The sequence below is a fragment of the Acinetobacter sp. HZNU-JH01 genome, assembly GCF_037996845.1.
GTDB lineage: Bacteria > Pseudomonadota > Gammaproteobacteria > Pseudomonadales > Moraxellaceae > Acinetobacter > Acinetobacter haemolyticus.
On sequence record NZ_JBBMZX010000001.1, the window covers coordinates 593676 to 615700 of the forward strand.

Here is a 22025-nt window from a genome sequence, read left to right on the forward strand (position 1 = left end):
TCATTGCCTCGAAGATGGCATTAGTTTAGCAAAATTTATTCAATTTACCGACGCACTTGCCTGACAAACTGGACAATTTACATCTTTTTCAAATTGCAAAATACGTTGTGTTAGATTCAGACCATTCCAAAGCAACAATTTTTGCTTGAGCGGTGTTAAGCCTAAACCCAAAAACAACAATGTGTGATGTGCTTGTAATGACGCTATCATTACAGGTGTTGTTGCAAGCACCCCAGATTCAGCACAACGTAGACCTTCATTGGTCTGATTTTCTTTAGGAAACAAACATTCATAACATGCTGAATCAGATTCAACCATAAACATTTGCCCCTCGAAACCGATTGCTGAAGCACTAATCAAAGGCACTTGATGAGTTTTACACACAGCATTGACGAGATACCGCGTCGTAAAATTATCACAACCATCTAACACTACATCTTGATGCTGTACCAATTCATCAGCATTCGTTTCGTCGAATCGTGTATTTTGATAGCTGACTTGTATATGTGGGTTAATCTCTTGTAGGTGTTTCGCCAAAGTTTCTGCTTTGTATTGCCCAAGATCATTTGAGGTAAATGCGATTTGTCTTTGTAGATTACTCATCTCAATTGTATCTGCATCCACGATCGTTATTTTGCCTACACCTGCACGAGCAAGTAACTCTGCACTCGTACAGCCGATCCCTCCAGCACCAACAATCAGTACATTTGCCAATTTTAATTTTTCTTGTGCTTCAATATCCCAACCATCTAATAAAATCTGACGACTGTATAAATGCATTTCGTCATCAGTTAATTCAAAAGTATGTTCTAGATGATCAGACACGTTCCATGATCTCAAAATCGGCTTAATGAATGCTGATTTTAAGTGGCTAATCTCATTTAGCAAAGCATTTAATGCTTGCTGCATCATTTATTTTGACAAATCAACGGATTTACCCCAATATTTTTATTACTCTTTAACAGCTTAATAAAATCAATACCTTATGAATCAGCATAAAAACTTTGGGTATTGATGTATTTTTCACCACAAGTTAATGTTTTTTCTTAATTTATTTATGGTATTTTATAGTTCACTGCCGCATAGGCAGCTTAGAAATTTTAGACTTCGTAATTCTCAAGTTTGTATTAGTTCACTGCCGCATAGGCAGCTTAGAAATCGTGGACATGGAAAGTCCACCATTCTAGATAGTTCACTGCCGCATAGGCAGCTTAGAAATTGACCCGTAAGAATCCATCCATAGTCAAGCTGTTCACTGCCGCATAGGCAGCTTAGAAAGTGACAAGGAGCAAAGCCAATGAACGCGATCAGTTCACTGCCGCATAGGCAGCTTAGAAAATACAGGACTCGAACCCGTATCAATCACACTAGTTCACTGCCGCATAGGCAGCTTAGAAAACCAAACTTAAGGCGACCTCTGATGTAGTGAAGTTCACTGCCGCATAGGCAGCTTAGAAAAGCTATTAGAGCAAATGAGTTGTTAGGTAAGCGTTCACTGCCGCATAGGCAGCTTAGAAAATTAGCAAATTCCCATAGCTCTGAAATTATCGGTTCACTGCCGCATAGGCAGCTTAGAAAAATTGAAAGTTTCACAACCATTACCAATAGCCGTTCACTGCCGCATAGGCAGCTTAGAAAAGATACGACAGATATTATTGCTTACTTAGCAAGTTCACTGCCGCATAGGCAGCTTAGAAAATTTGAGTTTTTACATTCAGGTTCTTGAGGAGGTTCACTGCCGCATAGGCAGCTTAGAAACATAAGTTTATCAACAAGGCAATATGTTTGTTGTTCACTGCCGCATAGGCAGCTTAGAAATAATCTAAGCAATAGACAGACTCAAGTGTATCGTTCACTGCCGCATAGGCAGCTTAGAAAAGATGAATACATTAAAGACATGCGTACAGGTAGTTCACTGCCGCATAGGCAGCTTAGAAACACTCGAAGCGCCCGCCAAATGTTCCATCAACGTTCACTGCCGCATAGGCAGCTTAGAAATTCTACCAAAAAAGGCTTTCTTGTCATGAAACGTTCACTGCCGCATAGGCAGCTTAGAAATGTTACTTGAGAGGGGATTTTTGAGCGGAAAGGTTCACTGCCGCATAGGCAGCTTAGAAATGAAGTCTCTCAGCAAGACTGTAAACGTTATTGTTCACTGCCGCATAGGCAGCTTAGAAAAGCACGATACGCAAGTCCGAAAGTTCGCTCTAGTTCACTGCCGCATAGGCAGCTTTTCAATTACGATTTCTTCCGATCATGCATCATTTCATAAGTTTGTGCTCTTAATAACTCCTCTTTGGTTGCAAATGAGTTATTTCTAAGCTGGTTTAAAGCACGTTGCTTGCTCGCATCATCAACATCGCTCTTTAAAATCTGATCGCGTTGGGATAAATAATTATTTACCTGATTCTGCCAAACCACTTCTTCTTGATCGACTTTCTCCAAACGATCAGCAGCCTCAACACCCAACAAGCTTTCCCGCATATTCCGCAATTCTTGTGCAGAGCCACCTTTTTCCTTAATTTCTTGTGTCAGTTGCTGTAATTCAGCAAATTGCATCGACACTCGAACACCATCAGCCAAAGTAGGAGGCAATTGATCTATTAACTTTGCTAACTCTGTTGCTTTTTGCTGTACTGTTAAAGTCTTATTGGCATGTATACGCATTTGATCAATACTAAATTGATTAAAATTTCGTTCATTTCCAAAAAATGCTTGAATTTCTGCCGCATTGAAAAACTGCTGTTGCAACTTCGACATTTGATCAACAATATTTTGAAATTTATCAATTTCATCTTTTTTGAAATGCGTGCTGGTTTTCAAGTTTTTTAATGCATGCGTATAAGCAACATACTGATCAAGTAAGTAAATTCCATAATTTTCTGCTGTTTCTGGCAAGGTAGCACGTAGATACTGACGAATATCTCCAATTAATTCAGTTTCTGTTTTTTCTCCCAAACTCGAAAAGAAATAATCAAAACAGCTTCGAATACCTATCGTGAGAATCAATTTACCGTCTCCATCGACTTGGAGAGGACAATCAATTTCTGTGCCTTGTAAAGATGGGGCAAGAACAGGCAACTTTCCTGAGAGCTGTGCTTGAGAATTATTTTCAACACTTACGCTATTTATACCACTTTGCGAGTATGAATTATTCTCGTGACTTAGATGTTGAACTGGTGGCTTAAACAACCAATAAACAAAAGCAAGAAAAATAATTAAACATATCATCGCAATTAAAATGATTTTTTTATTATTAGAATTCTGAACACTCATAATCCATTACTCGACTAATTCTCAAATTTCTCGATAAAGCCGAGGGAGTAAATCAATTACTCCCCCTATCCTATTTTACTTATAGATTTAGATTCTTTAGACGATTGGCATGCAAACGATACGGTGTTACAGGATTTTGATAACTCCCCACAACACCTAAAACCTGATTGACCTCATCTAAATGATTAAACTCATAATTATCCCGAATTACTCGTCCTAAATGGCTTGAACAACGTGGGACTAAGCCATCGTTTTCATCTGGGATCAGTAGTGAAGTCGCAACTAATGCATAGTCAAATGGATCAAGCGCATTGGTAAACGGACTTGTTCCACTCCATGAATAATATCGAATACCGTTAGAGGCAAGCTCCTCACCCGATCCACATGCTGTCGCTGGAACACCTGCTGGGAAACGTTGGTTAAAATTGGCAGAACCATTTGTAGTTAGGGAATATAGTCCAGCAAGGGAGTCTTGACTATAAAAATTTCCAGAACCAATCCCAAGCAATGCGCCAAATGCATTCACAGCAGCTTCTATCACTGGTGTAAAAAATGATCCAGGAGGTGATTGTGTAAACTGATAGACCACATTGGCAACTTCAGTACCCTTCACAGGTCCCCCAACTGCTGTCACAGAAGCCACTTGGTTCGGCAGTAAACCAGCAACATAGCGAATAGAATGCGTGCCATGACTATGTCCAATCAAATTCACTTTCTCAGCGCCCGTAATTGCCAATACCTGTTTAGTTTGTAAGAGCAGTTGCTCCCCACGCACTTCAGAAGAATTGAAGGCGGCTTGTTGGGCAACAAACACATTAGCCCCATTTTGAACTAGATCTTCGGTAATCCCATACCAATATTGCATTGGGCCTACTGCCGAAAAGCCAGCCATACCATGTGCCAACATGATGGGGTACTTGGTTTTAGCATAATCTGATGTCACCTGCGTGCTTCCACCAACTGAGCATGAGTTGACATTACAATATTTCCAAGACGCAGTATGTGCAGCGATCGTGCCACCGCTGATTAACATTCCCGTCGTTAAAGCCATTACTTTTAAGTATTTTTTTCTCACGTTTTGCTCCAAGCATTTTTCATTTTTATTACAGTTATCGTGTCTTAAATTTTGTATAAAAGAATCATTCCAAATATACAAAAGACCTAAAAAGTATACGCGCTAGAAATATCGTGTGATTTATGCCATAAAACAAATGACGCCAAAATCACAACATCACACGCCAATTTTTTTATTAAATGTCAAAATCCCGATGACTAAACATTTAAAAAGAACATGTGCTACATTATTTTCAATAAGTATCGTTCATAAGCTCTTCTTCGTTACTCTTGTTTAAAGAAACATAATGAAGCGAGTCAATCTTAATCAGCTGTCAAAAGGAATTTGAGTAGCATTATGAGTATCCCTCGTCGTCTTCATCCACATTTTATTAGTAGTTCTTATGTCCACTTACTAAGCGAAGTCGTTGCTCGATGGAATATTTCAGCAGAAGAATTATTTTGGGGCACAGGAGTAGAAATAGAAAAATTGCATGATATTAATTATAAAATTAGTCTTTCTTCATTTAAAAAAGTAATTACACGTTCAATTAAACTCACTCAAGAACAAGGTGTTAGCTTCTTCATGGGTCGTCGTTTAAAAATTAGTTCACACGGTCTACTTGGTTTTACCGTTGCAATTTCTAAAAATACGCTAGATGCAATTGAAACCATTAACCAATTTATCAAGTTACAATGCTCTTTTGTCGAATTAAATTTTTCAATCGAACAAGAGCATGCGTACTATCATATTATTTATGACAGCACAGCAATTAATATGAAAGATCAAACTGATCTACAAGTTTATGAATTTAGTTGTGTTTGTTTTCTAATTGGCTTCGTTCGTTTAGTTCGATTCTTTATTCCTAATTTTAAGCCAAGTATAGATTTACAATGCAAATTTCCCAAATACTTCTCTCGTTTTGATGAAATATTAAGCACGACATTTAAAGAAATACGTTATGAACAACCCCGTACTGGTCTCATTACATCACCTCAGTTTTTAGGGCTACCTTTGTGTATGTCTGATCCACTAAACTATGAAAAGTTTAAGCTTCTCTGCCAAAAGGAACTGGATAAACTGAGTGTAACGCAAGATATTCTATATCATGTTAAACACCTGATTGATGATCCAAACGAAGGCTTGCTCAATATTGATCAAGTTGCTCAAAAACTCAATCTAACAAAACGTACTTTGCAACGGATGCTGCAAGAGCAAAATGTAAGTTTTCAGATTCTTTATGATCAAGTACGAAAAGCAAAAGCACAAAAATTATTACTAAATCCTTTTATAACAAAAGACGAGATTGCAAAAAATTTAGGCTATTCGTCACTCTCTAGTTTCAATCGTGCGTATAAACGTTGGGAAAATCAATAAACTTATCCAAATAAAAAGTGATGGCTTGACCATCACTTTTCATATAACTTAGACGTGTTTATCTAAAACTATTTACTTGCTTTCTGATAACGATCATTTACTTTATTCCAATTCACCACACTCCAAAATGCATTGGTGTAATCGGCTCGACGATTTTGATATTTCAAATAATATGCATGCTCCCAAACGTCCAAACCTAGCAAAGGCTGACCTTTCTTCTCTGCAATATCCATTAATGGATTATCTTGGTTCGGTGTTGAGGTGATTTCTAATTTACCTTGTGGGTTTACAATCAACCATGCCCATCCTGAACCGAAACGACTGGTTGCTGCTTGGTTAAATTGTTCTTGAAAAGCTTTAAATGAACCAAAATCTTGATTGATTTGCTTTAACAATTTAGGGTTAACCTTACCTGTTTTATCAGCTGGGGCTAGGCTTTCCCAGAAAAATGCATGGTTAAAATGTCCACCACCATTATTACGAACTGCAGCATTGTATTTAGAGATCTGTTGCTGAATCTGCTCAATATTCAATTTATCCAACTCGGGATAGGTCTTGATCTGAGCATTTAAGTTATCAACATAGGCCTTATGGTGTTTACCATAATGAATTTCCATCGTTTGCTGATCGATAGCAGGCTCTAAAGCATCACTTTTATATGGCAATGGTGCTTGAGTGAAGTTTGCAAAAGCTGAAATACTTACACTCGAACATACGAGTAATGTAAGTAAACCTTTGTTCAGATATCGCATGATTTCAATCCAATCTTGATAATAATTTTCATTATCAATATATAAGCAAATCTACGATGCGTCAAAATAGGCTACAAACTGATACATTAAAAATGAAAAGTACAGCATTAACTGCACTTTTCAAATAGATCCATTTATTTCGCTGCCATACGAATTGCGCCATCTAAACGGATAACCTCACCATTGAGATATGCGTTTTCAGCAATGTGCGCAACTAAACGAGCGAACTCCTCCGGACGCCCTAAACGTGAAGGATAAGGAACCATTTGCCCAAGTGCATCTTGAACATTTTGTGGTAGGCCTTTCAGCATCGGTGTTTCCATGATGCCTGGTGCAATTGTCATAATACGAATACTGTGACGCGCTAATTCACGCGCAATCGGCAAAGTCATCGCAACAACTGCACCTTTTGATGCTGAATAAGCTGCTTGACCAATTTGGCCATCAAAAGCAGCAACTGAAGCCGTATTGACAATCACACCACGATCTTCATCACCCTCTTCCACACTATTCTTACTCATCGCATCTGCTGCATAACGTAACATGTTAAATGTTCCAGTGACGTTGATATGCAAGACTTTAGAGAACATTGCCAAATCATGAACTCCATCTTTACCCACTACTTTTGCCGACGGTCCCACCCCAGCACAATTGATTAATCCGTGTAGACTTCCATGCTTTTCAACAACATCTTTAAAGAACTGCTCAGCTGCTTGTTCATTCGTTACATCTAATTTTACGAATTCTGCTTGGTCACCTATAGCTTTCGCTTGTTGCTCGCCAACTTCAGCATTCATATCCACCAAAGTCACAGAAGCGCCTTTTTCAACTAAATATTCAGCCGTTGCTGCACCTAGACCAGAGCCACCGCCTGTAATAACAAAATGTTTTCCTTGAATTTTCATTTACATTTCCTATCAAATTAAAGATATAAATTTTTATAACTGAGAGTAATCTCAACTTTTTTTCGATACAATTCCAAAAAGTAGCAAATTTAATGCAACTTTTGAGCATTCAACTATTTACTCTCCTGTATTACATGCGTGTATGAGCAAAAATCCTCCACCTGACCTTAACTCTGCCAAAGATACAATTTCAAATGCTTTGATACGCGAAGCATTGAGTGTTGCCGCAAGTCGTGGTTTAAATATTGTCAATATTGCGAATCGGGCCAGTATTTCAGCTGAACTATTAACTTCTGCCAAAGCACGTATTCCCGTTACCCAATGTGCTCAACTTTGGGTAGAGCTTGCTGAAAGTATGAATGATGAGTTTCTTGGCATGGACTCCCACCCGATGCGTCGTGGCAGTTACAAGCTATTGGCAAAACTTGCATTTGAAGCAGATACATTAGAACAAGCTATTCGAGAAATTTTAAAATTCCTAAGTTTAGTACTGGATGATATTCATGGGGAGTTAGTTCAAAATGGAAGCAAAGCCTATTTAATTCTGCATGATCGTGATCAGCCGAAACGTATGTTCACCTATTCAACTTTCTTAATGTTAGTACATAGCTTAATGTGTTGGTTAAGCGACCAACGAATTGCATTTCAAAAGATGTCTTTTAAATGCCATCAACCTGTTGAAATACAAGACTATCGAATTCGTTTTTGTGAGAATATTCAATTTCATGCAACGCAAAATTGTATTGAATTCGATGCCCATTATCTCAAGCATAAAATTAAAAAAGACAAACAAGCGTTAAATGATTTTCTAAGACATACACCCTATAACTTAATTGTACGTTTTAAAAATGAAAATTCGCTTAGTCTTCAAATTCGTCGTCAACTGCTGTTGCAACCACCATCAGAATGGGCCGAACTGAAAGACATTGCACAACAATTAAATATGTCTACAGCGACGATTCAAAGACGACTGAAACATGAAGGTGTAAGTTACCAACAACTTAAAAATGATATTCGTTGTGATATTGCGATTGAGAGACTAAGCAAGACCAACGACTCTATCCAAAGTATTAGTGATGATCTTAATTTCCATGATCCGAGTGCTTTCCATCGTGCTTTTAAAAAATGGAGTGGCGTGAGTCCAGGAAGTTATCGAAAATCTGCACCGAACAAACAGAATCGCCTACATCATTTAGGCTAGTGAATGGAGTTGACTCATGTACATCCCTCAAATATTTAAAGAAACGCGTCAAGATGTTTTACATGATTTAATTCGCCAATATCCTTTTGCGACTCTCATCACTCAGAATAATGCAGGGCTAGATGCTATGCATTTACCTATTGAGTTGCTAGTTAATGATGAACAAAATGCGACTTTAGTTGCTCATATCGCCAACAACAACCCACTCCATACACAAATAGACAATGGTGCTGAAGTTCTTGTGATCTTCCAAGGCCAACAAGGATATATCAGCCCCAATTGGTATCCATCCAAACAGCAACATCATCAGCATGTACCAACTTGGAATTATCAAGTCGTTCACGTCAAAGGAAAAATTTATTTCTCTCAGGATGAAAAAGTATTACGTGGAATCTTGGCACGCCTGACTCGAACACATGAAGCCAAACAGGACAAACCATGGAAAATATCAGATGCACCAAGCGAATATATCGCGGAAGAGTTACGACACATTGTGGCTGTTGAAATTCAAGTATCTGGGATGGTCGGCCAGTTTAAAATGAGCCAAAATCGTGATCCGATCGATGCGATCGGAATAGTAGAAGGCTTAGAACAACAAGGTAATACTGAATTGGCACAAGTTGTAAAGCATTCTACCCAAAGTAATTAGCCTGCTTTTTGTGCCAAACTCACACGATCATTGCCACCATAATCCTTGATGGTCTGGATTTGTTCAAAACCGTGCAGCTCAAAAATTTCACGTACGACTCGTCCTTGGTCATAACCATGTTCGAGTGCAATCCAGCCTTTTGCTTTCAACCAAGCTTTACCTTGTGCAATGATTATTTCAATATCCGCCAAACCATGATTGGCTGCAATCAAAGCTCGTTCAGGCTCAGATTTTAGCTTTTGCATATGTACATCATCAGGATCGATGTAAGGCGGATTAGATACAATCAGATCGAATTGCTGTTGTTCCAAAGCCTCAAACCAAGCGCCACAGGCAAACTTCACCTGAGATAAGCCATGCTTTAACGCATTTTCCTGAGCAACCTCCAAGGTCGGTTGGTAAATATCAGTTGCTGTCACAGACCATTGGGGACGCTCACTTGCCAATGCCAGAGCAATTGCACCCGTCCCTGTGCCTAAATCAACAATATTAGCCTGCGGATCTAGTGATAGCTTTAACACCGTTTCAACGAGGATCTCTGTATCTGGACGTGGCACTAAAGTATCGTGTGTAACTTTTAAATCGAGCGTCCAAAACGGCTGTGAACCCGTGACATAAGCCAGTGGTTCGCCTTGCTCAATGCGTGCAAGCCCATCTAGATAAGCTTGCTCTTGAATCTCAGTTAACTCTTGCTCAAGTCTTAGTTTTAACTCCAAAGAATTGACACCTAAAATGTGTTCAAGCAACCATGCAGCTTCTTGACGCTCATAGCTATCGATTTCACCTTTGATTTCTAATGCCTGAGCGATATTCATTAGCCGCCATTTTCCTGTGCAAGCATTGCTAACTGATCAGCTTGATATTCACGATGTAAGCTATCCAGCAATTCCGTTAAATCACCTTCCATAATTGCATCTAACTTATATAAAGTCAGATTGATACGATGATCAGTCATACGACCTTGCGGATAGTTATAAGTACGAATACGCTCAGAACGATCACCAGAACCAACCAAATCACGGCGCATTTCCGAAGTTGCAGCATCAGCAGCTGCGCGTTTGGCATTTTCTAATCTCGACACTAACAGAGCCATCGCTTTGGCTTTGTTTTTATGCTGCGAACGTTCTTCCTGACATTCCACCACGACCCCTGATGGAATATGAGTGATACGTACTGCCGAATCGGTTTTGTTAATGTGCTGACCACCTGCACCTGAAGCACGATAAGTATCGATACGTAAATCTGCTGGATTAATTTCAACTGTGGTGTCGACATCAACTTCCGGAAGAATGGCAACGGTACATGCTGAAGTATGTACACGACCTTGAGACTCTGTCGCAGGCACACGTTGTACACGATGTGCGCCACTTTCAAATTTCAAGCGACCATATACGCCTTCACCATCTATCCGGCAAATGACTTCTTTATAACCGCCATGTTCACCTTCATTTTCTGAAAGCACTTCAATACGCCAGCCTTGTGTCTCCGCATATTTACTATACATTCGGAATAAATCGCCAGAGAAAATTGCTGCTTCATCACCACCTGTTCCTGCACGAATCTCAAGATAAGCAGCATTTGCATCATTTGGATCTTTAGGAATCATCAACACATTCAATTGATCTTCAAGCTCAACTAATCGTGCTTTATTTTCTCTAATTTCTTCTTCAGCCATATCTTTGAAATCTGGATCTGATTTCATCATTTCAGCAGTTTCAATATCTTCTTCTGCTTGACGATATTTACCCCAAACTTCGGTGATTTCAGTTAAATCATTATGTTCACGGGACAGTTTACGAAATCGTTTATTGTCCGAAATTACCTCTACATCAGCGAGTAATGCAGTCAGCTCTTCGTGACGATCACACAGTTGATCTAGTCTTAAACGGAGTGATGCTTTCATGGGTGGAATATCTCAAATCTAAAGACTCTGTGCACATCAAAAATAGAGCACGAGTAAAATCAAAAAATTGCGCATAGTTTACAGATTCTACGAATCAAAAGACATAGAGAAACTGGCTAACTTACTATTACAGCACCATTTCATCACAAATTATGCTGCTTAGATAACGATAAATCATTCCGTCTACCGAAATACCAGATCAGCTTTATTGTTAAGTTATGAAGTAAGGCTTAATTTTGAGCTGAGCGTAACATAAGATTACAACCCATTCACCAAACCGTAATAATACGGTCGATAGTCTTCACAATTTATCACTCAAACCTTGTTACATTTGCAACCATTAGAAATGATGTCCAATTGATGATGGACATGGAGTCATGATGAAAGCAAATATTTTATTATTGGGTGCGATCTTAGCGAGCTCAACTGTAGCAACGACAACTTATGCTGATAATGCAACACGTGTTGCTGCTACATCTGCGCTGGGTAGTGTTGTGGGTACTGCAATTGGTAAAGAAATTGGCGGTCATAATGGCGCTTTGATCGGTTCTGCTGTAGGTGGTGCTGGTGGCGCTGCTGCGGCAAGTAGCAAACGTACTCGTACCGAAGCTGCAATTGGTGGCGGTTTAGGTGGTGTTGGTGGATATGCTGTAGGTAAAAATGTTGGTGGAACCACAGGTGGTTATATCGGTGCTGCTGCTGGCGCCGCTGGCGGTGCTGCCTTGGGCCGTCAAGTTGGACAAGATCGTTATTATGATAGCCGCCAAAACCAAAAGAAAAAGTGGAAAAAGAAAAAACATCGTCGCCATTGATTCAAATAAAGCACCTTCGGGTGCTTTTTTATCAACTCAGACTTTATTCAATAGAGTAAATTCCAAAAATATCGGTATTTGAAATACATATTTCCAATTAATTTAATTGGACAATAAAAAAGCGCCTTACGGCGCTTTTTTAAATATACAAATTAGTTTGCATATACAGGGAATTTTGCACAAACAGCTTCAACTTTAGCTTTTACTTCAGCGATAACTTTTTCATCGCCTTTGCTATCGATAATATCAGCGATCCAACCAGCCAACTCACGAACTTCAGCTTCACCAAAACCACGCGTTGTGACTGCTGGAGTACCAATACGGATACCAGAAGTAACGAATGGAGAACGTGGATCATTTGGAACTGCATTTTTGTTCACAGTGATATGCGCTGCACCTAACCATGCATCTGCATCTTTACCCGTTACATCTTGTTTGATCAAAGATAATAAGAATAAATGGTTTTCTGTACCACCAGAAACAACATCATAACCACGAGCCATTAATACTTCAGCCATTGCCTGAGCATTCTTAACAACTTGTTGTTGGTATGTTTTGAACTCTTCAGACATTGCTTCTTTGAAACAAATTGCTTTAGCAGCAATTGCATGCATCAAAGGACCACCTTGGTTGCCTGGGAATACTGCTGATTGAAGTTTTTTCTCGATTTCTTCATTTGCTTTTGCAAGGATTAAACCAGAACGTGGACCACGAAGTGTCTTATGCGTTGTAGTCGTTGTTACATCAGCAATTTGAACTGGGTTCGGGTAAACACCAGCAGCAACTAAACCTGCAACGTGAGCCATATCAACAAAAAGATAAGCACCAACTTTATCCGCGATATCACGGAAACGCTGCCAATCAACAACTTGGCTATAAGCAGAGAAACCAGCAACGATCATACGTGGCTTGTGTTCTAATGCTAAACGCTCTACTTCTTCATAATCGATTTCACCCGTTTCTGGGTTTAAGCCATACTGGATCGCATTATACGTTTTACCAGAGAAACTTACTTTCGCACCATGAGTTAAGTGACCACCATGCGCTAAGCTCATACCTAAAACAGTATCACCTGGGTTAAGTAATGCTAAGTAAACAGCAGAGTTTGCTTGTGAACCAGCGTGTGGCTGAACGTTTGCATAGTCTGCACCAAACAACTCTTTTGCACGGTCAATTGCAAGTTGCTCGATTACATCAACATATTCACAACCGCCATAATAGCGTTTGCCAGGATAGCCTTCTGCATATTTGTTAGTAAGTTTTGATCCTTGTGCTTCCATCACAGCAGGAGAGCAATAGTTTTCAGATGCAATTAACTCAATATGAGCTTCTTGGCGTTCGCCTTCAGAAGCAATCGCTTGAGCTAATTTTGGATCAAATTCAGCAATAGAAATATTGGCAAACATTAGCGGGGGTCCTATAAATTAGGGCTTTTAAGCCGTGCTAAAGATTGGTGCATATTGTAGCACGAACTTAAACGTTTCACAGATTGATATTTATTTAATTATTCGTGAATTTTCTTCATTTTTACACCAAACATTTCACAAGTGAGGGTTTATTAATAAAAAACTTCATTTATATGAGATTGAAGCATAGAAATAAAGGAAAATGATCCACTCTCATCTACACGTCAAAAACTCCAATTATTAAAATTACGAATGACTGGGTAAAGGTAATTAATGATTTACAGCATTGGAACTTAAAGAATTCATCCCTCTAACGCATATTCAAACTCATTTTCTTGTAAGATAAGTGCATCTATTCAACTTCAATTGAGTCAACTTTTATGCAAACCATCATTTTAGATACTGAAACACATACACTAAATGGTTTGCCGATTGAAATCGCCTATGCGCCTATCGAAATTGAAAGTGGCAAACTGAGTTTAGATAAGAAAAAAATTTTTGATCAGTTATACCAAGTCGGTCAACCGATATCCTTTGCAGCAATGGCTGTCCATCATATTTTAGAATCCGATCTAGTGGATCAACCTTTTTATAATGAATTCCAACTTCCAACAGAAACAACTTATATTATTGGTCACAATGTTGATTATGACATCGCAGCAATCGCACGTTGTGGTGTGGAGACATCTCACTTAAAACCTATCTGTACACTTGCCTTGGCACGTCATGTCTGGCCTGATGCTGAAGCACATAACATTTCAGCACTAATTTACTTAATTTCTAAAGGTAGCGATAAAGCAAGAGAAATGCTAAAAGGCGCACATCGTGCAGATGCAGATATCATTTTAACTGCTAATATTTTGATGCATATCATCCACCAACTTGATATTCAAAATATCGAACAACTTTATATTGCATCAGAAGAAGCTCGCATTCCGAAATCAATTACTTTTGGGAAACACAAAGGCACTGCGATTCAAGATTTGCCTACAGATTATGTGCAATGGTTGCTTCGTCAAGATGACCTTGACGTCTATTTGCGCAAAGCATTAGAAACTAAGTTAGTAAAATAGACCTAGAGATAAACAATTGCGTTTATTTAAAGCAAAATGATGATATTTAATAAATTGTTAATATAAATGTCACTTTTCAACTTTATCTTAGCCCCCTATCAAAGTCTTGATTGGGGAAAGACGAAAAGATGTCACACTATTTTAAAACTGAGCTGGGACAAACCGCTTTAAAACAACGTAATATCGCTTTAAACGCACGTCAACGTCGCTTATTACTTTTAATTGATCATGATGACTTTCATGAACTAAATCAAAGCCACAAAGATAAGCTCGCACCAACTGAGCTTATACAACAATTAATCGAAATGGGATTATTGGCTGAACAAGCCACATCTCCAAACCCAACCAATGAAATAAAAATAAATTTAAATGAGGAAGATGACAAATCGCCCGAATTAGATAATCCGACTCAGTTTGCAGAATTAGCGAATCCCACAAATGAAGAAATTGATCGCTTAGAAAAACTTGCATTTGTAGAAATTCAACAACTCATGATCCAAACATTGAGTAGTTATTGTGGCTTAATGGCACGTCCTTTGATTCAACAAATTCAGCAAGTCAAAACGATACCCGAACTGAAAGTTTGTCAAATGCAATGGATCACCTCATTACAAGAGTCGCGTATCCCTCCCATCCAGCTGAATCAAACACTTAAATTAATTAATTATTCTGTAGAGCACTTATAGTTAGTAGTGTTAGTACATAATCGGGCCATTGAAACTTAAAACTGCTGTTTTAATAGCCAAGAAACAGCTTTGTTCAGGTATACATATTTACCTGCTTGTTTTTTTTCCCTATGATGTGGCTCGCATGCGCTCATAGCTCAACTGGATAGAGTACAGGTCTCCGAAGCCTGTGGCGTGGGTTCGAGTCCCGCTGAGCGCACCACATTTTCTTCCCCCCCTATCAAAACATTGCAAAACAAAGATTCCTTGATCAAGTTTGTTATCATTTCTTCTCATGCATTCTCAATAATTACCGCATCAGTTGCGGTAAACGCTTAATCACTTAAAAAAGTCACCGTAAAAAACAAGTCGTTAGCCTTACTGATAGTCGCATTAAACCAAGGATTGGTTACCACAAAAAACGCTGCCAATTCAATTACTAAGTTGATAAGTGGTGGTAGATTATTTTTAATTATTGATAAAAATGAAGTCATTAAAAATTCGTGCGACTCTTTAATTTTTACACTCTAGAGTGTTCATATCCATTACTACCCTAAATTTTTCTTGTACAAAATAATAGGTTTGAGTAATGCCCATACCTCCTTTCTTTTTTATTGCTTTACTATTTGCAAATAAACCCTTGCATTGCTCTTCAACAAAAATCTTTTTTAATAATTGTCGATTGTTTATTTTTATTGGTCCTCTATATATTTTCGTATCAATCGAATGTCTAATAAAAAAATGATTACGACCAAAATCAACTGAATCTATGCTATGCCCAATACTTACTTCTCTGGGAAGATCTTTATAATAATTATTTATTGCTTTGAGAAAAACCGGATCCGTTTGATAATCTTTCAGGTTATAAAACTTATAGTTAGCATCGATAATTTTCTGATTATATAAAAGTTCATCTAATGGATCTGATATTACCTCTAAGGCATCATCCTTGCTTCCTTGAAGTGATGTACACCCAACTAAAGCAAATAAAGCCCCGTATAATAAAAACTTTTTCATAACCCCCCATGTTTTCTACGAGCATATTTTGTTTCAATAGGAAAAGCTAGTTAGATTTATGGATTAGCATTGAATAAGTAAAAATCAATCGCCAAACCAAATTTATTGCTCGCTATGCTTCGTACAATGCTAACTAGTTGCCATGCTCTTTGCTACTCTGTTCTATATATAGAACATGATAAACCACTTTTACACTTGGTTTCTTGTTCCATATCGCTCAGAATACCCGTTCTATTTAATAACGTGAGACGTTTTATGACTGATGCTTTGGTATTGAGCGATTTGTCCAAAACTTATCGTAATGGTTTTCAGGCGTTAAAAGGAATCAATTTAACTGTGCCTGAGGGTGAGTTTTATGCATTATTAGGACCTAATGGTGCAGGTAAATCAACCACGATCGGCATCATCAGCTCACTAACCAAAAAAACATCAGGTTCAGTTGAGATCTTTGGCCACAATTTAGATACTCACCCTTCACATGCAAAACAATGTTTAGGTGTCGTACCACAAGAATTCAACTTCGGTCAATTTGAAAAAACATTTGATATCTTGGTAACTCAGGCTGGTTATTATGGCATTCCTAAAAAGTTAGCTGAACAACGTGCAGAGTACTATTTAGAAAAGCTCGGATTGTGGGAAAAACGCAATATTCAATCACGTATGCTTTCAGGTGGTATGAAACGCCGCCTCATGATTGCTCGTGCCATGATGCATGAACCTAAACTATTGATTCTGGATGAACCAACAGCTGGTGTGGATATTGAATTACGTCGTTCAATGTGGGAATTTCTAACGGAAATGAATGAAAAAGGTACATCCATCATTCTCACCACACACTATCTTGAAGAAGCAGAAATGCTATGCCGCCGCATCGCAATTATTGATCGCGGTGTGATTAAAGAAGACACTTCGATGAAAGGCTTCCTCAATCAACTCAATGAAGAATCGTTCATTTGTGATTTGGCTGAACCTATAAATCACATGGATTTAAATATTATTGGTTTCAAATTTAATTTGATCGACTCAGTTACTTTAGAAGTCACCATGGATAAAGCACATAACATGAATGACTTATTTTTGTTATTGCAATCTCAAAATATTCAAGTCAGTAGTATGCGCAATAAATCAAATCGTCTGGAAGAATTATTCGTCAAAATGGTTGAAAAAAATCTTACAGGAGCGGATCAATGAACTTTAGTCAGTTACAAACCGCACTGTGGACTTTAGTTGTTAAAGAAATACGCCGCTTTATGCGAATCTGGCCACAGACCTTGCTTCCACCTGCGATCATGATGAGTTTATATTTTGTGATTTTCGGGAATCTGGTGGGATCACGTATCGGTGAAATGGGTGGCTTTAGCTATATGCAATTCATTGTACCAGGCTTAATCATGATGGCAGTCATTACCAACAGTTACGCCAACGTTTCTTCAAGTTTCTTTAGTGCAAAATTCCAAAAAAGCATTGAAGAACTGATTATGAGTCCCGTGCCATTGCATCTAATCCTTTGGGGCTATGTAATTGGTGGTGTCTGTCGCGGTGTTTTAGTTGGCTTGATTGTGACCTTGATGAGTCTGTTCTTTACGCATCTAGAAATTTATAATTTCTTCGTGACAATATATACCGTCATTATTACTTCATTATTGTTCTCTCTTGGCGGTTTTATTAACGCTGTCTACGCAAAGTCATTTGATGATATCTCGATCATCCCAACCTTTGTACTAACACCCCTCACCTATTTAGGTGGTGTTTTTTATGCGATTAGTGCACTAAGCCCATTTTGGCAAAACTTATCCTTAATTAATCCGATTGTATATATGGTCAATGCTTTCCGCTTTGGCATTTTGGGACACAGTGATGTCAATGTTTCCTTTTCTTTAGGCATTGTGACACTTTGCTGTGTCGTCTTATATGCAATCGCTTATCATTTATTGGCTCGTGGTTCAGGAATGCGTGAATGAGTGTTGAACATTCTCAATTGGGTAAAGAAACCCAATACCCAACTCAATATCAGCCGGAGGTTTTATTTCCAATCTCTCGTGCTGAATCTCGTCAACAATATGCAGATGTTGAAGGAATCACTCAAGGTAAAGACTGGTGGCATGTATTTGAAATTTCGTGGCTCAATCAGTTAGGTCTACCTCAGGTTGCCATTGGTCGCTTAACACTGCCTGCTAGCTCACCGAACTTAATCGAATCAAAGTCGCTTAAACTTTATTTCAATAGCTTGAATTTCACAAAGTTTGATTCAAAAGAAGCATTCATCGAAACTGTTGAGCGTGATTTATCCTCTGCTGCAGGTGCAAAAATTGAGCTGCAACTTTTTCAGGTTGATGAGCTAAAAATTTCGAAACCACAAGGAATCTGTATCGATGACTTGGTCCCAGAGCGCTTATCTGAACATCCTGACTCAACGTTATTGCAACTAGATACAACAGCTGAAGACGATGTCGAAATCACGTTGCACTCACATTTATTAAGAAGTAATTGTCCCGTTACTGGTCAGCCTGACTGGGGTACGATTTTTATTCGTTTTCAAGGCAAAAAACCTTGTTATCGCAGCCTATTAGCCTATATTATCTCCTACCGTCAGCATAATGGTTTTCATGAGCAATGTGTTGAGCAAATTTTCGCTGACATTTGGAAATTGCTAGGACCTCAAAAGCTGATGGTCTATGCGACTTATACTCGCCGTGGTGGATTGGATATTAATCCATGTCGAGTATCTGATTTGTCATGGATGCCTGAGCCAATTCGCTTGGCACGACAATAAAACGAATAAATTTGATATAGAGGACGTTCTTCAATGACCAGTTATTTCGGTATTCTTCCGTCAGCAAGTTTGAGTCAGGATATTCAACTTGCACATGCCAATCGTGATAGTAAAGAGCCACAATACCCTTTACGTGACAAAATTTCTCTTCAGCTTACTGATGAGTTAATTGACACCATGTTGGTTCATTTGGTTCAACAATTTCCACCAAGTGAAAAACGTGATACCACTGAAGGACTTGCGATTAAAATTCGTAGCATTGTCGAAACCTTGATGAAACAGCTTCTAGGAAAAACATCTAACGAACAAGTCTTAGAATCTTTAGCCTTTATGGAAAAGAGTTTGTTTACTGACAATGATGGTAAACAACGTATTGGTACAGTTTTACCAGATAGCTTAGTTGCAGAGATGAAGAAAAGCTTTGCTGAAGTTCAAGCGGGTAATGGTAAAGCTCAGCGTGACGCTTTAACCCAACAATTTAAATCTTTCGCTGATGCACTTATCCAACACTTTATGACTGAGTACAACAAAACACTTGGTCTAGGTATGGTTAAACGTGGTGTGGCAAGCGTAGCAACTAGTGGTGTTGAAACTGCTGTACATATCGTTATCAAAAAACTTATTCCAAGTTTAAGTCAAGCTGAGTTAGAAGTATTTACCAAACACTTTGACCAGCTGTTGATTCAAAAATAAGCTAGCATTCATATCAAAGCGATGATTGTAAAATCGTCGCTTTTTTTATGCCGATTTAAAACCAAGAAGTGTCACAATTTCTAAATTTTCATTGTCTAAATCAGCGTTTATGTTAGCATTCCCGAAGCCTTGATTTCCCTGATCTAGAATCGCATGTCTCCAAGCTCCCAATACAAATTTTTACGTCAAGCACCTCGTGATGGCTTAAGCACAGCGACACAGCCTTCCCGTTGGCAACAACTGCATATCGACCCATGGCTTTGTCTTTTTTTGATTCTAAATGCCATTCTTGGGCTAACCATCTTATATAGCGCGTCAGCACAAAACGTCGGCTTAGTCAGTCGACAAGCCATCAGTTTTTGTATTGGCTTTGTGGTCATGTTGAGTTTGGCGCAAATTCCACCCAAGGTTTATCAGGCATTTTCCCCTTATTTTTATGCTTTTGGGGTTCTATCTTTACTTGCGGTGATGATTTTTGGTGAAGTGCGTATGGGGGCACAACGTTGGATCGACATCCCCGGCTTTGGAAGTGTGCAACCCAGTGAATTTATGAAAATTGGCATGCCGATGATGATCGCATGGTTTTTGTCTCGTAAAGCGCTTCCACCTAGTTTCTCTCAGGTTTTTCTATCACTTATCCTGATTCTGATTCCTTTTGTACTCATTGCTGAACAGCCCGATCTCGGTACATCACTATTAGTAATTGCAAGTGGGATTTTTGTGCTTTTCTTGAGTGGTTTATCTTGGAAATTAATTGCCGCAGCTGCGGGTGCGGTTGCGATCGTGATCCCAATTGCATGGCACTTTTTACTACACAATTATCAACGGCAACGTGTACTAACTTTATTAAACCCTGAAGCGGATGCTTTAGGCACAGGTTGGAACATTATTCAGTCGAAAACAGCGATTGGCTCAGGTGGCTTTTCTGGTAAAGGTTTTCTAGAGGGTACTCAGTCGCATCTACATTTTTTACCAGAGGGTCACACCGACTTCATTATTGCCGCTTATTCAGAAGAGTTTGGTTTAATTGGTGTGACGCTGCTGATCCTTTTGTATTTCGCAATTATTTTTAGAACCTTTCAAATTGGTCTACAAAGTTTCCATAACTATGGCCGTTTAGTTGCTGGCGCATTTGGTTTGTCATTTTTTGTTTATGTATTTGTAAATGCAGGCATGGTCAGTGGTATTTTACCTGTAGTGGGCGTGCCGTTGCCTTTTATGAGTTATGGCGGGACTGCAATTATTACACTTATGGCGACTTTTGGACTGGTTATGTCTATTCATACGCATCGATAACGAGGAATTTTATAAACATATGTTGAATAACACTCTAAATAAAACAGTTCGATTTCTTAGCTTAAGTGCAGGTTTATTCTTAAGCTGTAATTGGGTTCATGCCAATGAATTTTACACCCACCCTAATTATTCAGCGTTTAAGCAAAAAACGATGTCTACTTATGGTTTAAATAGCGAGCAAGTTGATACCGCTATGAGTGGTGCGCGTAATCTGCCCAACATTTTAAATATCATGACACGTCCTGGTGAAAGTAAACCTTGGTACGAATATCGATCTATGTTTTTGGTTGAAGGTACCATTCAGCGTGGTATCCGCTTTAAAAACCAGTACGAAGATGCCCTAAATCGTGCAGAACAGCAATTTGGCGTACCTAAAGCAGTGATCCTTGGGGTTTTAGGTGTAGAAACAGGATACGGGGCAAATAAAGGTTCTTTCGTAACACGCGATGCTTTAGCAACGCTGGCTTTTGGCTACCCACGTCGGGCTGACTACTTCAGTGATGAACTATCAGCGCTCATCGCATGGACTTACAAAGAAGGTTATCCAACCAATAGTATTGTCGGTTCATATGCGGGTGCAATTGGATACCCTCAGTTTATGCCGAGCAATATTCAAAAACTGGGCGTCGATTACGATGGCAATGGTCATATTGACTTAAGAAACTCTGCTATCGATGCGATTGGATCAATTGCAAATTATTTAGCGAAGCATGGTTGGGAACGAGATCGCCCGATTGGCTTTCCAGCACGTTATCTTGGAAATGACCCAGAAAGTATCATTGCAAAAGATTTGACACTCCCTACACCGTATGGTGAGTTAAAACGACTTGGGATTACACCTGTTAATCCGCTGGTAAAAATCGACGATCTTGATCTAGTGAATGTCATCCAACTGCAAGATCGTTCTGGTCCAATTTATTACATTACTTATCCGAATTTCCAAGTCATTACAACCTATAACAGAAGCCGTATGTACGCGACTGCTGTATGGTTATTGGGCACTGAAGTAGCTAGTCGATAGACTAGCTTTTTAGGACTTTACAAAAAGTCAATAAAATAAATAGAGCAAAAGTATACTAAATCAGCAAAAAACATATCTTGTTACAATATTGATTATTTATTGATCAGTATTTGTGTGTTTTTGTACTTTTTGTTGCTATTTATCTCCAATGA

Annotated in this window: 21 protein-coding genes, 1 tRNA gene and 1 CRISPR repeat array; of the genes, 13 read left to right on the top strand and 9 right to left on the bottom strand. The window is 38.7% G+C overall.

Translation table 11 applies throughout. The features are described 5' to 3' along the window. Positions 1 to 39: 39 nt before the first annotated feature. The 3 genes from AAC851_RS02905 to AAC851_RS02915 all read right to left on the bottom strand — a co-directional run bounded on the left by AAC851_RS02905 (position 40) and on the right by AAC851_RS02915 (position 4351). Positions 40 to 780, bottom strand: a complete 741-nt coding sequence (locus tag AAC851_RS02905; RefSeq protein WP_167737235.1) for a HesA/MoeB/ThiF family protein — start codon at positions 778 to 780, stop codon at positions 40 to 42. A gap of 290 nt (positions 781 to 1070) precedes the next feature. Then, positions 1071 to 2238: a CRISPR direct-repeat array (repeat unit 28 nt; unit sequence GTTCACTGCCGCATAGGCAGCTTAGAAA). Then, entirely contained in the window at positions 2239 to 3276 is a 1038-nt protein-coding gene (locus AAC851_RS02910; RefSeq protein ID WP_340600466.1) for a lipase secretion chaperone, read from the bottom strand. A gap of 79 nt (positions 3277 to 3355) precedes the next feature. Further along, a complete protein-coding gene (locus tag AAC851_RS02915; RefSeq protein WP_340600467.1) occupies positions 3356 to 4351 on the bottom strand; it encodes a lipase family alpha/beta hydrolase in 996 nt (331 codons plus the stop codon). Between the two features lie 336 nt (positions 4352 to 4687). Between AAC851_RS02915 and AAC851_RS02920 the strand changes: the two genes are divergently transcribed. Next, positions 4688 to 5707: an AraC family transcriptional regulator gene (locus AAC851_RS02920; RefSeq protein WP_340600468.1), complete on the top strand. Its 1020-nt coding sequence runs from the start codon at positions 4688 to 4690 to the stop codon at positions 5705 to 5707. A gap of 68 nt (positions 5708 to 5775) precedes the next feature. On the opposite strand, the gene AAC851_RS02925 is transcribed toward AAC851_RS02920, so the two are convergent. Both AAC851_RS02925 and AAC851_RS02930 read right to left on the bottom strand, forming a co-directional pair. Next, on the bottom strand, positions 5776 to 6459 hold the full coding sequence (locus tag AAC851_RS02925; RefSeq protein WP_005090915.1) for a superoxide dismutase: 684 nt from the start codon (positions 6457 to 6459) through the stop codon (positions 5776 to 5778). A gap of 134 nt (positions 6460 to 6593) precedes the next feature. Beyond that, positions 6594 to 7364 (bottom strand): 3-hydroxyacyl-CoA dehydrogenase, encoded by a 771-nt coding sequence (locus AAC851_RS02930; protein WP_340600469.1) that lies wholly within the window; start codon positions 7362 to 7364, stop codon positions 6594 to 6596. Positions 7365 to 7506: 142 nt separating this feature from the next. Here AAC851_RS02930 and AAC851_RS02935 point away from each other — a divergent pair, with 142 nt between their 5' ends. Both AAC851_RS02935 and AAC851_RS02940 read left to right on the top strand, forming a co-directional pair. Next, positions 7507 to 8565, top strand: coding sequence for an AraC family transcriptional regulator (locus tag AAC851_RS02935; RefSeq protein WP_340600470.1), 1059 nt, complete (start codon positions 7507 to 7509; stop codon positions 8563 to 8565). 16 nt (positions 8566 to 8581) lie between these two features. After that, positions 8582 to 9214, top strand: coding sequence for an FMN-binding negative transcriptional regulator (locus AAC851_RS02940; RefSeq protein ID WP_125502388.1), 633 nt, complete (start codon positions 8582 to 8584; stop codon positions 9212 to 9214). Here the strand turns inward: AAC851_RS02940 and prmC are convergent. Further along, positions 9211 to 10029, bottom strand: coding sequence for a peptide chain release factor N(5)-glutamine methyltransferase (gene prmC, locus AAC851_RS02945; protein WP_125502390.1), 819 nt, complete (start codon positions 10027 to 10029; stop codon positions 9211 to 9213). The two genes, AAC851_RS02940 and prmC, sit on opposite strands and share 4 nt — an antisense overlap. Continuing rightward, positions 10029 to 11117, bottom strand: coding sequence for a peptide chain release factor 1 (gene prfA, locus AAC851_RS02950; protein ID WP_075315748.1), 1089 nt, complete (start codon positions 11115 to 11117; stop codon positions 10029 to 10031). Before prfA ends, prmC begins: the two co-directional genes overlap by 1 nt. A gap of 380 nt (positions 11118 to 11497) precedes the next feature. Between prfA and AAC851_RS02955 the strand changes: the two genes are divergently transcribed. Next, complete coding sequence (locus AAC851_RS02955; protein ID WP_042874246.1) at positions 11498 to 11929, top strand: hypothetical protein; 432 nt, start codon at positions 11498 to 11500, stop codon at positions 11927 to 11929. 152 nt (positions 11930 to 12081) lie between these two features. On the opposite strand, the gene glyA is transcribed toward AAC851_RS02955, so the two are convergent. Continuing rightward, the gene (gene glyA / locus AAC851_RS02960; RefSeq protein ID WP_004638623.1) at positions 12082 to 13335 is read right to left on the bottom strand and encodes a serine hydroxymethyltransferase; all 1254 of its coding nucleotides are present in this window, start codon (positions 13333 to 13335) and stop codon (positions 12082 to 12084) included. A 380-nt stretch (positions 13336 to 13715) separates the two neighbouring features. Between glyA and AAC851_RS02965 the strand changes: the two genes are divergently transcribed. The 3 genes from AAC851_RS02965 to AAC851_RS02975 all read left to right on the top strand — a co-directional run bounded on the left by AAC851_RS02965 (position 13716) and on the right by AAC851_RS02975 (position 15296). Continuing rightward, positions 13716 to 14408 (top strand): 3'-5' exonuclease, encoded by a 693-nt coding sequence (locus AAC851_RS02965; RefSeq protein ID WP_100833559.1) that lies wholly within the window; start codon positions 13716 to 13718, stop codon positions 14406 to 14408. A 128-nt stretch (positions 14409 to 14536) separates the two neighbouring features. Continuing rightward, entirely contained in the window at positions 14537 to 15094 is a 558-nt protein-coding gene (locus tag AAC851_RS02970; RefSeq protein WP_340600472.1) for a hypothetical protein, read from the top strand. A gap of 126 nt (positions 15095 to 15220) precedes the next feature. Further along, a tRNA-Arg gene (locus AAC851_RS02975) sits at positions 15221 to 15296 on the top strand. Between the two features lie 290 nt (positions 15297 to 15586). Here the strand turns inward: AAC851_RS02975 and AAC851_RS02980 are convergent. Further along, positions 15587 to 16090, bottom strand: coding sequence for a hypothetical protein (locus tag AAC851_RS02980; RefSeq protein WP_118902495.1), 504 nt, complete (start codon positions 16088 to 16090; stop codon positions 15587 to 15589). A 255-nt stretch (positions 16091 to 16345) separates the two neighbouring features. Between AAC851_RS02980 and AAC851_RS02985 the strand changes: the two genes are divergently transcribed. The 6 genes from AAC851_RS02985 (at position 16346) to mltB (ending at position 21873) form a co-directional block, all read left to right on the top strand. Further along, positions 16346 to 17281 carry an ABC transporter ATP-binding protein gene (locus tag AAC851_RS02985; RefSeq protein WP_005081178.1) on the top strand — a complete coding sequence of 312 codons (936 nt, stop codon included), beginning with the start codon at positions 16346 to 16348 and terminating at the stop codon, positions 17279 to 17281. Then, on the top strand, positions 17278 to 18051 hold the full coding sequence (locus AAC851_RS02990; RefSeq protein ID WP_125502395.1) for an ABC transporter permease: 774 nt from the start codon (positions 17278 to 17280) through the stop codon (positions 18049 to 18051). The genes AAC851_RS02985 and AAC851_RS02990 overlap by 4 nt, the downstream gene beginning before the upstream one ends. Further along, a complete protein-coding gene (gene queF, locus AAC851_RS02995) occupies positions 18048 to 18863 on the top strand; it encodes an NADPH-dependent 7-cyano-7-deazaguanine reductase QueF (protein WP_340600474.1) in 816 nt (271 codons plus the stop codon). Before AAC851_RS02990 ends, queF begins: the two co-directional genes overlap by 4 nt. A gap of 33 nt (positions 18864 to 18896) precedes the next feature. After that, on the top strand, positions 18897 to 19556 hold the full coding sequence (locus tag AAC851_RS03000) for a hypothetical protein (protein ID WP_340600476.1): 660 nt from the start codon (positions 18897 to 18899) through the stop codon (positions 19554 to 19556). Positions 19557 to 19709: 153 nt separating this feature from the next. Further along, the gene (gene rodA, locus AAC851_RS03005; RefSeq protein ID WP_004638603.1) at positions 19710 to 20852 is read left to right on the top strand and encodes a rod shape-determining protein RodA; all 1143 of its coding nucleotides are present in this window, start codon (positions 19710 to 19712) and stop codon (positions 20850 to 20852) included. A 19-nt stretch (positions 20853 to 20871) separates the two neighbouring features. Beyond that, complete coding sequence (gene mltB, locus AAC851_RS03010) at positions 20872 to 21873, top strand: lytic murein transglycosylase B (protein ID WP_161984542.1); 1002 nt, start codon at positions 20872 to 20874, stop codon at positions 21871 to 21873. Positions 21874 to 22025: the final 152 nt, after the last annotated feature.

Bases quoted from the DNA above. Each gene is read 5' to 3' on its own strand.
- AAC851_RS02930 (WP_340600469.1), bottom strand. From the start codon at position 7,364: ATGAAAATTCAAGGAAAACATTTTGTTATTACAGGCGGTGGCTCTGGT.
- AAC851_RS02990 (WP_125502395.1), top strand. From the start codon at position 17,278: ATGAACTTTAGTCAGTTACAAACCGCACTGTGGACTTTAGTTGTTAAA.
- AAC851_RS03000 (WP_340600476.1), top strand. From the start codon at position 18,897: ATGACCAGTTATTTCGGTATTCTTCCGTCAGCAAGTTTGAGTCAGGAT.
- AAC851_RS02955 (WP_042874246.1), top strand. From the start codon at position 11,498: ATGAAAGCAAATATTTTATTATTGGGTGCGATCTTAGCGAGCTCAACT.
- AAC851_RS02980 (WP_118902495.1), bottom strand. From the start codon at position 16,090: ATGAAAAAGTTTTTATTATACGGGGCTTTATTTGCTTTAGTTGGGTGT.
- mltB (WP_161984542.1), top strand. From the start codon at position 20,872: ATGTTGAATAACACTCTAAATAAAACAGTTCGATTTCTTAGCTTAAGT.
- AAC851_RS02970 (WP_340600472.1), top strand. From the start codon at position 14,537: ATGTCACACTATTTTAAAACTGAGCTGGGACAAACCGCTTTAAAACAA.
- AAC851_RS02965 (WP_100833559.1), top strand. From the start codon at position 13,716: ATGCAAACCATCATTTTAGATACTGAAACACATACACTAAATGGTTTG.
- AAC851_RS02925 (WP_005090915.1), bottom strand. From the start codon at position 6,459: ATGCGATATCTGAACAAAGGTTTACTTACATTACTCGTATGTTCGAGT.
- AAC851_RS02905 (WP_167737235.1), bottom strand. From the start codon at position 780: ATGCATTTATACAGTCGTCAGATTTTATTAGATGGTTGGGATATTGAA.
- AAC851_RS02920 (WP_340600468.1), top strand. From the start codon at position 4,688: ATGAGTATCCCTCGTCGTCTTCATCCACATTTTATTAGTAGTTCTTAT.
- queF (WP_340600474.1), top strand. From the start codon at position 18,048: ATGAGTGTTGAACATTCTCAATTGGGTAAAGAAACCCAATACCCAACT.
- prfA (WP_075315748.1), bottom strand. From the start codon at position 11,117: ATGAAAGCATCACTCCGTTTAAGACTAGATCAACTGTGTGATCGTCAC.
- AAC851_RS02910 (WP_340600466.1), bottom strand. From the start codon at position 3,276: ATGAGTGTTCAGAATTCTAATAATAAAAAAATCATTTTAATTGCGATG.
- AAC851_RS02935 (WP_340600470.1), top strand. From the start codon at position 7,507: ATGAGCAAAAATCCTCCACCTGACCTTAACTCTGCCAAAGATACAATT.
- glyA (WP_004638623.1), bottom strand. From the start codon at position 13,335: ATGTTTGCCAATATTTCTATTGCTGAATTTGATCCAAAATTAGCTCAA.
- prmC (WP_125502390.1), bottom strand. From the start codon at position 10,029: ATGAATATCGCTCAGGCATTAGAAATCAAAGGTGAAATCGATAGCTAT.
- rodA (WP_004638603.1), top strand. From the start codon at position 19,710: ATGTCTCCAAGCTCCCAATACAAATTTTTACGTCAAGCACCTCGTGAT.
- AAC851_RS02985 (WP_005081178.1), top strand. From the start codon at position 16,346: ATGACTGATGCTTTGGTATTGAGCGATTTGTCCAAAACTTATCGTAAT.
- AAC851_RS02940 (WP_125502388.1), top strand. From the start codon at position 8,582: ATGTACATCCCTCAAATATTTAAAGAAACGCGTCAAGATGTTTTACAT.